At 35.3% G+C, this 8885-nt stretch carries 9 protein-coding genes; 2 read left to right on the forward strand and 7 right to left on the reverse strand.

All coding sequences use genetic code 11. The annotated features are described in order from the left end of the window. Window positions 1-27 precede the first annotated feature (27 nt). Together FUA22_RS02320 and FUA22_RS02325 are read left to right on the forward strand one after the other, a co-directional pair. Entirely contained in the window at window positions 28-2334 is a 2307-nt protein-coding gene (locus tag FUA22_RS02320) for a M1 family metallopeptidase (RefSeq protein WP_147766198.1), read from the forward strand. Window positions 2335-2419: 85 nt separating this feature from the next. Beyond that, on the forward strand, window positions 2420-2707 hold the full coding sequence (locus FUA22_RS02325; RefSeq protein ID WP_147766200.1) for a Sec-independent protein translocase subunit TatA/TatB: 288 nt from the start codon (window positions 2420-2422) through the stop codon (window positions 2705-2707). A gap of 73 nt (window positions 2708-2780) precedes the next feature. On the opposite strand, the gene FUA22_RS02330 is transcribed toward FUA22_RS02325, so the two are convergent. From FUA22_RS02330 to FUA22_RS02360, 7 genes are all read right to left on the reverse strand, one after another. After that, window positions 2781-3557 (reverse strand): carboxylesterase family protein, encoded by a 777-nt coding sequence (locus FUA22_RS02330; protein ID WP_147766202.1) that lies wholly within the window; start codon window positions 3555-3557, stop codon window positions 2781-2783. Between the two features lie 11 nt (window positions 3558-3568). Further along, a complete protein-coding gene (locus tag FUA22_RS02335; protein ID WP_147766204.1) occupies window positions 3569-4216 on the reverse strand; it encodes an O-methyltransferase in 648 nt (215 codons plus the stop codon). Then, entirely contained in the window at window positions 4216-5298 is a 1083-nt protein-coding gene (locus FUA22_RS02340) for an amidohydrolase family protein (RefSeq protein WP_147766206.1), read from the reverse strand. Before FUA22_RS02340 ends, FUA22_RS02335 begins: the two co-directional genes overlap by 1 nt. Before the next feature lie 8 nt (window positions 5299-5306). Next, window positions 5307-5837, reverse strand: coding sequence for a 3-hydroxyanthranilate 3,4-dioxygenase (locus FUA22_RS02345; RefSeq protein WP_147766208.1), 531 nt, complete (start codon window positions 5835-5837; stop codon window positions 5307-5309). Window positions 5838-5950: 113 nt separating this feature from the next. Further along, window positions 5951-6733: an SDR family oxidoreductase gene (locus tag FUA22_RS02350; RefSeq protein ID WP_147766210.1), complete on the reverse strand. Its 783-nt coding sequence runs from the start codon at window positions 6731-6733 to the stop codon at window positions 5951-5953. 4 nt (window positions 6734-6737) lie between these two features. Further along, window positions 6738-8177: an aldehyde dehydrogenase gene (locus tag FUA22_RS02355; RefSeq protein WP_147766212.1), complete on the reverse strand. Its 1440-nt coding sequence runs from the start codon at window positions 8175-8177 to the stop codon at window positions 6738-6740. Beyond that, complete coding sequence (locus FUA22_RS02360; RefSeq protein ID WP_147766214.1) at window positions 8177-8611, reverse strand: RidA family protein; 435 nt, start codon at window positions 8609-8611, stop codon at window positions 8177-8179. The genes FUA22_RS02355 and FUA22_RS02360 overlap by 1 nt, the downstream gene beginning before the upstream one ends. Window positions 8612-8885: the final 274 nt, after the last annotated feature.

Here is an 8885-nt window from a genome sequence, read left to right on the forward strand (position 1 = left end):
ATATTCAATAAAAATTAAAATTTGAAAATGAAAACACTAAAGTATTATTTCCTTTCTATAATTTTTATTTCGGTAGCGGTATCTGCTCAAGAAAATGAAATTGAAGAGGTGAAAACTGGCCATATAAACAATAATAAGTTTAAGCAGTTGTATGATGAGTTTTCCACACCTAATATGTATAGAGCAGCTTCAGGCGCTCCTGGGAGTTCTTACTATCAGCAGCAGGCAGACTATAAAATGGATATTGTTTTAGATGATAAAAATGCAAGAATTTCTGGATTCGAGACTATTACTTATACTAACAATTCTCCTGATGAGTTAAAATATCTTTGGGTTCAGTTAGATCAAAACAAAAGAGCAAAAGATTCTAAATCACCTTTAATAGAAGGTAGTGGTGTACGTCCAGTTATGAGACCAGGAGAATTTGCCGCTAAGTTCATGAAAACACCTTTAGAAAGAGGTTTTAATATTCAACAAGTTAGTGATACTAATGGTAAATCACTATCCTATACAATTAATAGAACTATGATGCGTGTTGAATTACCAAAACCAATGGCTTCAGGTGATAAGTTTTCCTTTTCAATTAAATGGTGGTATAACATAAATAACCATGTTGATGAAGACGGACGTTCTGGTTATGAATTCTTCGAAAAAGATGGAAATAGAGCTTATGTAATAGCTCAGTTTTTCCCGAGAATGGCTGTTTATAGTGATGTTGAAGGTTGGCAAAACTCTCAGTTTTGGGGACGTGATGAGTTTGCATTACCATTCGGTGATTATGAAGTGGATATTACTGTGCCTGCAGATCATATTTTGGATGGTACAGGGGTATTAGTTAACCGTAAGGAAGTTTTTTCAAAGGAGATGATGCAACGCTATGAATCTGCCAAAAGGTCTTACGATAAACCAGTTATTATTGTAAGTCAAGATGAGGCCGAAGAAGCTGAAAAAGGTTTTTCTGAAAAAACTAAAACTTGGAAACTTAGAGCAGAAAATGTTCGTGATTTTGGTTTTGCTACTTCTAGAAAATTCATTTTAGATATGATGGCCGTCAAAATAGGAGGGAAAGATGTTATGGCGGTATCCTTATATCCGAAAGAGGGAAATCCACTTTGGGAAGAATGGTCTACTAAAGCAGTTGCTAGTACCTTAGAATCTTATTCAAGAATGACCTTTGATTATCCTTATCATAAGGCCATTTCTGTACATGCTAAAAGTCAGGGTATGGAATACCCTATGATTTGTTGGAATTATGGTCGTCCTAAAGAAGATGGTACTTATAGCGATCGTGTAAAGTATGGTATGATGGGAGTTATTATTCATGAAGTAGGTCATAACTTTTTTCCAATGATTGTTAATAGTGATGAGCGTCAATGGACATGGATGGATGAAGGGTTAAATACTTTTGTTCAATATGTTGCGGAACAGGATTTTGGAAAAAAATATCCGGATGCTTTATCGCCTCAGCATGAAAATTTCCCATCAGATAGAGGACCTGCTAAATTGATTGTTCCATACATGGGAGGGAATCAAGATTTCATTGCACCTATAATGACTAAAGGACTTAATACTTACCAGTTTGGAAATAACGCCTATGGAAAACCGGCAACAGCATTAAATATATTGCGCGAAACTGTAATGGGCAAAGATTTATTTGATTATGCCTTTAAAGAATATTCAAGACGATGGATGTTTAAACACCCAACACCTGAGGATTTCTTTAGAACTATGGAAGATGCTTCAGCATTTGATTTAGATTGGTTTTGGAGAGGATGGTTTTATACCACCGACTGGGTTGATATTGGTGTAAAAGACATTAAGAAGTTTTATGTGTCATCAGAACCAAATACTTTTATTAAAGATATGGCCAAAGAAAGAGGTGCTAACTTAAAGAGTTTACCACCATTGGTTTATATGGTAGAAGAAGGAAGTGAGGACTTTAAAGATGACATGAAAACATCTACACTTTTTGAGAATTCAGTTCCAGTTAAAGATTATATCATGGATAATTTTACTCCAGAGGAGCAAAAAACCATTAAATCACCTAACTTTTTCTATAACATTACTTTTGAAAAACCAGGTGGTTTAGTTATGCCAATTATAGTTGAATATACGTATGCAGACGGGACGAAGAAAACAGAAACATATCCAGCACAGATCTGGAGATTTAATGATAATGAAGTAACAAAAGCTATTGCCTCAGAAAAAGAGATTGTTAATGTTATAGTTGACCCAAAGTTAGAAACTGCAGATATTGATACTTCTAACAATTCATGGCCTAAAGAAGTTAAGGAAAATGATTTTGAAAAATTCAAAAATAAAGTAAAGGGCTAGTCTCCATTTTTAAAAATCTTAAAAGGTCGGCATTAATGCCGACTTTTTTATTTCTTTAATAAAAACAACTCACTATATTTGTGCTGTGATATATCAACCCACATTTTTATTTATTAGCGGCGGAGAAATAGCTTTTATTCTCTTTATTGCTATTATGGTTTTTGGAGCCGACAAACTTCCTGAAATTGCTCGTGGTTTAGGGAAAGGTATGCGTACACTAAAAGATGCAACCAATGATATTAAGCATGAAATAACCAAAAGTGCTGAAAATCATGGTATTGATACCAGTATTACTAAAGATGTTAAAAAGGAATTAGATAAGGTAAAGGACGATATTGATGACTTTACTGGTTCAGTAAAACGTAAGTTTTAATATTTTGGCGTTTCCTTATCAGGTCGGGCTTTCTGCGTTATATGTTAACTAGCTTCAATCCCTAACACGACAATCATTTATTTCGTTGATTAAATAGCCAGTTCATCATCATTTTGTCACTATAAGTAGCAATCCAAGAAAAATGACCAGTCTCTGGGTATTGTGTGTAGTCAGGATAAGCTCCAGCATGTGTTAATGCATTCACCATCTGTTGTGATATAACGGCATTTACGGAGCTATCTTTAGCACCTTGAAATATCCAAATAGGAATATGTGATATCTCAGACGCTTTTGTTGTATCACCAAGTCCACAAACAGGTACTGCAGCAGCAAACAAATCAGGATGCCTTGTAATAGCATCGAAGGTTCCTGCACCTCCCATTGAAAGTCCTGTAATATAAATTCTATTGGTGTCAACAGGTAAATTTTTAATAGTTTTATCAATCAGTTCTATTAAGAGTTTCATAGGCTTTGATGGTTCTGGTTTAAGTAACTTTGTTTTAGTTGAATCCCTATAAAAATTCCCCCAAGACATTCCCTCAGGACATTGTGGTGCAATTACAATACATGGATAATGCGACATGATTTCACTAATTGCAAAATTTTTAACACCCCATTTTAATTGGGCTTCATTATCATTACCTCGCTCACCAGATCCATGTAAAAAGACAACTAGCGGGTATTTAGTTTCTATAGCAAAATCAGATATTAATTGCCTGTATTTTAAACTGTCTCCTTCAGTATTTATGTATTCCTCATAACTAAAAAGTGATGAGGATTGTGCATTAAGCAATCCAAAACTGGTAAATAATACTAAAATAGCCACTAAATAAAATTTTGATTTAGTCATGTCTTTAAAAGTTAAGAATTCCTTTTTCTGCTAATAGTCAACCCATCTCTAATTGGTAAAATAACCGTTTCAATTCTTGGGTCATCTTTAAGAAGCTTATTGTATTCAATTAGCGCCTTAGTGTCCATATCGTCAGGTTTTAAATCTTCAAGAACTTTACCACTCCAAAGTACATTGTCAGATAAAATAATACCTCCAGGTTTGAGCTTATCAATAATTACTTTGAAATAATTCGGGTAATTTTCTTTATCAGCATCAATAAAAATAAGATCAAAGGTTTTATCAAGTTTAGGAATAATTTCTAAAGCATTACCTAAATGCTGAATAATTTGATTTCCATAAGCAGATTTGTCAAAATACATTCGCTGAAAATTAACCAGCTCCTCATTAATATCAATGGTGTGTAATTCTCCAGATGTTTGTATACCTTCTGCTAAACATAATGCGGAGTACCCTGTGTAAGTCCCAATCTCCAATATGTTCTTTGGATTTGCCAATTTAGAAATAATGCTTAAAACCCTACCTTGATAATGCCCACTGAGCATTCTTGGTTGTAGTATTTTTTGATAGGTTTCTCTTGTTAGTTGTTGCAATAGTTTTGGTTCATCTTCAGAATGTGCAACCACATAATTGTCAAGTGTTTCGGGTATAAAGTGCATTAAGCTAAAATCCTTTTAATTAATTTTTCCTTGGCGGCTTCATCATTCCCACAAAGCCATTGTATAACATTATCTTCCCAAATAGCATTATATTCTTTTTGGTTTATAATGTCTCTTTTCATAGCTAAGTCTAAAATTTTACCAGGATAAGATGATTGCTGGTCGCTTTCCATCTCACCAAGAGGGTATGGGTCATCAAGTCCCATAATAACTTGTTTAGTACCATGGTTTCGAATAAGTAATTCTAATCCTCCTGTATCATGGACCAAAGTATCAAAAAAGATATTTTTATGCCCTACGGCCTTTCTCGGGTGATGTTTGCCTTCAAACAAATCAGGTCTACCGTCAAAACCTTGTATGCGTCTGCCCAAATTTATTTGGGCTAGTTGGCCACCATGAGCAAAACAAGTTCGCATATTCGGGTATTTCTCCTGATAGCCATTTAGGGTTAAAAAATGATAGGCATCTGCACATTGCGCTAGCATCCAAATTAGGTGAAACCGCCATGAAGTGTTTTCTAACTTAATAAATTTTTCACCATCATAAGGGTGAATTTCAACGGCTAAATTGTATTTATTTGCTAATTCAAAAATAGGTTCGTTTTCTTCATCATAAATGCTGCGCCAAGTGCCAATGGTGTCCATATAATGCGTTGGTAAACAAAGTAATTGTAGGCCATGTTCTTCAACACAACGTTCAATTTCCCAACAAGCACTTCGTAAAAACCCAGGATGAACCACAAAACCACAAGTGAATTTACTTGGGTGTTCATGTTGAATTTTTGCATTAAAATCGTTTTGAAAACGTAATGCCTTTTTCATTTCTTCAACGCGCAAACCATTCCCGTAAAGTTGCGAAAGATTTAGAACAACAGCATGGTCCAGTTTGTTCCGTTCCATCCATTCTAATTTTTCATGTAAAAAGAAAGAGGAATCTGTAACTGGCCTGCTCCAATCTTTTTGAAGCATAAATTTCCTGTCTTTATCCACCCAAAAAATACCTTTCTCTTGCATGTAATCGGGTATTTCTTCCGGATAAGGAAGCAAATGCGAGTGCCCGTTTATTCTAAGTTTTCTTTTCATTTAATAACTTAAAGGGTTTTAGGAGGTGCCATTTTAGCACCACATTTTTTACAAGTTCGCTTTTTTTCGCTGCTATAATACTTGTCAAAAATCACTGGCATATCGGTTTCAATATCATCAAGTTTAAACTTCTTTCTGTATAATAAATTATCACAGTTTTCACAATACCACTCAAGTGCATCTTTCATTTTTTTAGAACGCGGATATTCAATAACCAACCCAACGGTGTCAGCACTTCTTTGTGGTGAATGTGGCACTTTAGCCGGTAATAAATAAATATCGCCCTCCTTAATATGCACGTCTTCAGGTTTACCCTTATGTATTATTTTTAAAACCATATCACCTTCAACCTGATAGAAAAATTCAGGTGTTTCATTGTAATGATAGTCCTTTCTACTATTAGGCCCGCCCACAACCATAACAATATATTCACCATCTTTCCAAACGCATTTATTACCCACTGGTGGTTTTAAAAGGTGTCTGTTTTCATCAATCCAATCTTTAAAATTTAAAGGTGATACTAATTTCTTTTTACCCATCTTTTTAAATGTTTTGGGCGTGCCCTTTCAGGTCAGGCTTTCGGCAGTCGCTCTTTTCAAGGAGCTCCAACAAATATCTCAATCCTTCACGCGTTTATTTGCTATGTTTAAAGTTACAAACTTTTTGTTCTTCCACCATCAACAGGAACGTTAATTCCGGTAATATAACTAGCAGCTTCACTTGCTAAAAACACTATGGCGTTTGCTACTTCCTCAGCACTAGCAAAACGTTTAGCAGGCGCATAGTTTTTCATTATTTCAGCCATGTCTTCTGGTGTTCTACCTTCAATATTGGCCTTTATGTTAATTATCTCATTCAATCGTTCTGTCTCTGTGAATCCCGGTAATACATTATTCACAGTTATTCCAAAAGGAGCAACTTCGGTAGATAATGTTTTACTCCAATTACCAACCGCACCTCTTGTAGTGTTACTAACACCTAACCCAGGAATAGGCTCCTTAACAGATGTTGAAATTATATTTACAATTCTTCCAAAACCTTCTTCTTTCATAAACGGAATGGTAGCCTGTGCCAATACATGATTGCATTTAATATGCATGGTAAAAGCGTTTTCAAATTCGTCTAAACTAGCTGTTAAAATATCACCACTTCTTGGGCCGCCAGTATTGTTCACCACAATATGAAAACCGTGGTTGTCATCAATGAATTTAATGACTTGTTCTTGTAACTCTCTTGGATTTGAAAAATCTGCTACAATGTAACTGTGGTTTCTATGTTGAGGTAACTCTGCTAATACCGCTTTTAGTTTCTCTCTATTTCTGGCAACCAAGGTTACGTTAACACCTTCTGCAGCAAGTAACATGGCGGTTGCTTTACCAATGCCTTGTGTGCTGCCACAAACCAGTGCATTTTTATTATTTAAGTTTAAGTTCATATTGTTAGTATTTTATACATACATTTTTAGTTTCTGTAAAAAAGCGTAAAGCTTCAAAGCCACCTTCTCTACCAACGCCGCTTGCTTTTACACCACCAAAAGGTGTCCGTAAATCACGAAGCATCCAAGTATTTACCCAAACAATACCTGCCTGTAATTTACTACTCATTCTCATAGTGCGCTTTAAGTTGTTAGTCCAAATCGTAGCTGATAACCCGTACTTAATATCATTAGCCATTTGTAAAGCATGGTCTTCATTGTCCAAAGGCATTATAGTTACTATAGGTCCGAAAATTTCTTCCTGATTTAATCTGCATTCATTATTTGGAACTTCAATAATAGTTGGTTCGAAATAATATCCGTTTTCATAGCCATCAATGGTTACTTGTTTTCCACCACATAGAATGGTTCCTCCTTCATCTTTTGTAATATTAATGTAGCTTTTTACTTTTTCCAGATGCGGTTTTGATACTAAAGCACCAATATCGGTATCTGAGTTAGAAGGATGTCCAATTTTTAATGCCTTTACTTTTTCAACAAAATCGGATTTGAATTTTTTGTAAATGGACTTCTCAACAAATATTCTGCTTCCGCATAAACATATTTGCCCTTGATTAGCGAATGACGAACGAACAGTGGTACTCAGCATATCATCATAATCACAATCTGCAAAAATGATATTTGGGTTTTTGCCACCTAATTCTAAAGACAGCTTTTTAAACATGGGGGCAGCTACTTTGGCAATTTGAGCACCTGTTGAGGTTCCTCCAGTAAATGAAATGGCTTTAATATTAGGATGTTCTATAATAGCTTGCCCTGTAAGATTTCCTAAACCATGAACAATATTTAAAACACCGTTTGGCAAACCTGCTTCAGTACAAATTTCTCCTAAAAGAAAGGCGGTCATGGGTGTTACTTCGCTCGGTTTTGCAACAACACAATTTCCAGTTGCAATAGCAGGAGCAATTTTCCAGGTAAACAAATAGAGTGGGAGATTCCAAGGAGAAATACAACCAACTACGCCAATGGACTGACGCAGTGTATAATTCACCGCATCTAGACCAATACTTTCATGACTCTCACTGCTAAATTGGGTGATGGCATTCCCAAAAAACCGAAAGTTACTAGAGGCTCTGGGTATATCAATAGCTTTCGCTAAACTTATAGGTTTACCGTTGTCTTTACTTTCGGCTTCTGCAAATCGGTCTAAATTGACTTCTAATAATTCTGAGATTTTTATTAGTATTCTACTACGCTCTTCAATTGGCTTTTGAGACCACTCCTTAAAAGCGGTTTCGGCGGCATTATAAGCCTTTTCTACATCTTCTAATGATGAATTGGGTAATTGTCCATAAATTTCTCCATCCGCGGGACAATAGTTATCCACCCAATCATTATTAATAGGGTTTACAAATTGACCGTTTATGTAGTTTTGAATTTTCATTAGAGCCTTTTATAAGCCACAACCTTAATCTCCACTAACAAATCAGGGTGAGGTAATTGATGAACAGCAACGGTTGTTCTTGTTGGTCCGGTTTCTATATCAAAAAACTCAGCATAGGCTTTATTATAGCCACCAAAATCATTCATGTTAACTAAAAAGGTTGTAACATCTACAACATCATTTAAAGAAGCCCCTTCATTAGCTAAATTCTTTTCTATATTTTTTAAAACCTCGCGTGTTTGAATTTGAATGTCCAGTTGTTTGGTACCCATATCATCAACATTGTCTGCTCCAGCAATAGAATTATCTGGTCTTCGGGAGCTGGTTCCTGAAACATAAATGAAATCGCCAACGCGTTTTGTATGAGGGTAAGCGCCTCTGGGTGTTACAGTATTTCGTGCGGAGGCAGGAATCTCATCTTTTTTGTTGCTCATATTTTATTATTTGTTCTGTCCATTTTGTCTTGATACAAAACGAACCAAAAAATCAAATCAATCTAAGGAAATTCCTTCAGATCGTTCGCTTTCAAAACTTTATGCTTGAAGCTTCGCTTCGCAATTTCGTTTTTTCACTCACTATTTCTACAGATTGATGATTCGGATTATATCCGAACACGGGACTAGACTTTTTTCTATATTCATTTTTTATATCACTCTTTTTATAATTTTGCTAACTGCTAACTGCTAACTGCTAACTGCTAACTGCTAA

Source organism: Seonamhaeicola maritimus, from assembly GCF_008056315.1.
GTDB lineage: Bacteria > Bacteroidota > Bacteroidia > Flavobacteriales > Flavobacteriaceae > Seonamhaeicola > Seonamhaeicola maritimus.

What these genes read in the sequence shown, in the direction of transcription:
- FUA22_RS02320 (WP_147766198.1), top strand. Translation starts at nt 28, where the DNA reads ATGAAAACACTAAAGTATTATTTCCTTTCTATAATTTTTATTTCGGTA.
- FUA22_RS02330 (WP_147766202.1), bottom strand. Translation starts at nt 3,557, where the DNA reads ATGACTAAATCAAAATTTTATTTAGTGGCTATTTTAGTATTATTTACC.
- FUA22_RS02335 (WP_147766204.1), bottom strand. Translation starts at nt 4,216, where the DNA reads ATGCACTTTATACCCGAAACACTTGACAATTATGTGGTTGCACATTCT.
- FUA22_RS02340 (WP_147766206.1), bottom strand. Translation starts at nt 5,298, where the DNA reads ATGAAAAGAAAACTTAGAATAAACGGGCACTCGCATTTGCTTCCTTAT.
- FUA22_RS02345 (WP_147766208.1), bottom strand. Translation starts at nt 5,837, where the DNA reads ATGGGTAAAAAGAAATTAGTATCACCTTTAAATTTTAAAGATTGGATT.
- FUA22_RS02350 (WP_147766210.1), bottom strand. Translation starts at nt 6,733, where the DNA reads ATGAACTTAAACTTAAATAATAAAAATGCACTGGTTTGTGGCAGCACA.
- FUA22_RS02355 (WP_147766212.1), bottom strand. Translation starts at nt 8,177, where the DNA reads ATGAAAATTCAAAACTACATAAACGGTCAATTTGTAAACCCTATTAAT.
- FUA22_RS02360 (WP_147766214.1), bottom strand. Translation starts at nt 8,611, where the DNA reads ATGAGCAACAAAAAAGATGAGATTCCTGCCTCCGCACGAAATACTGTA.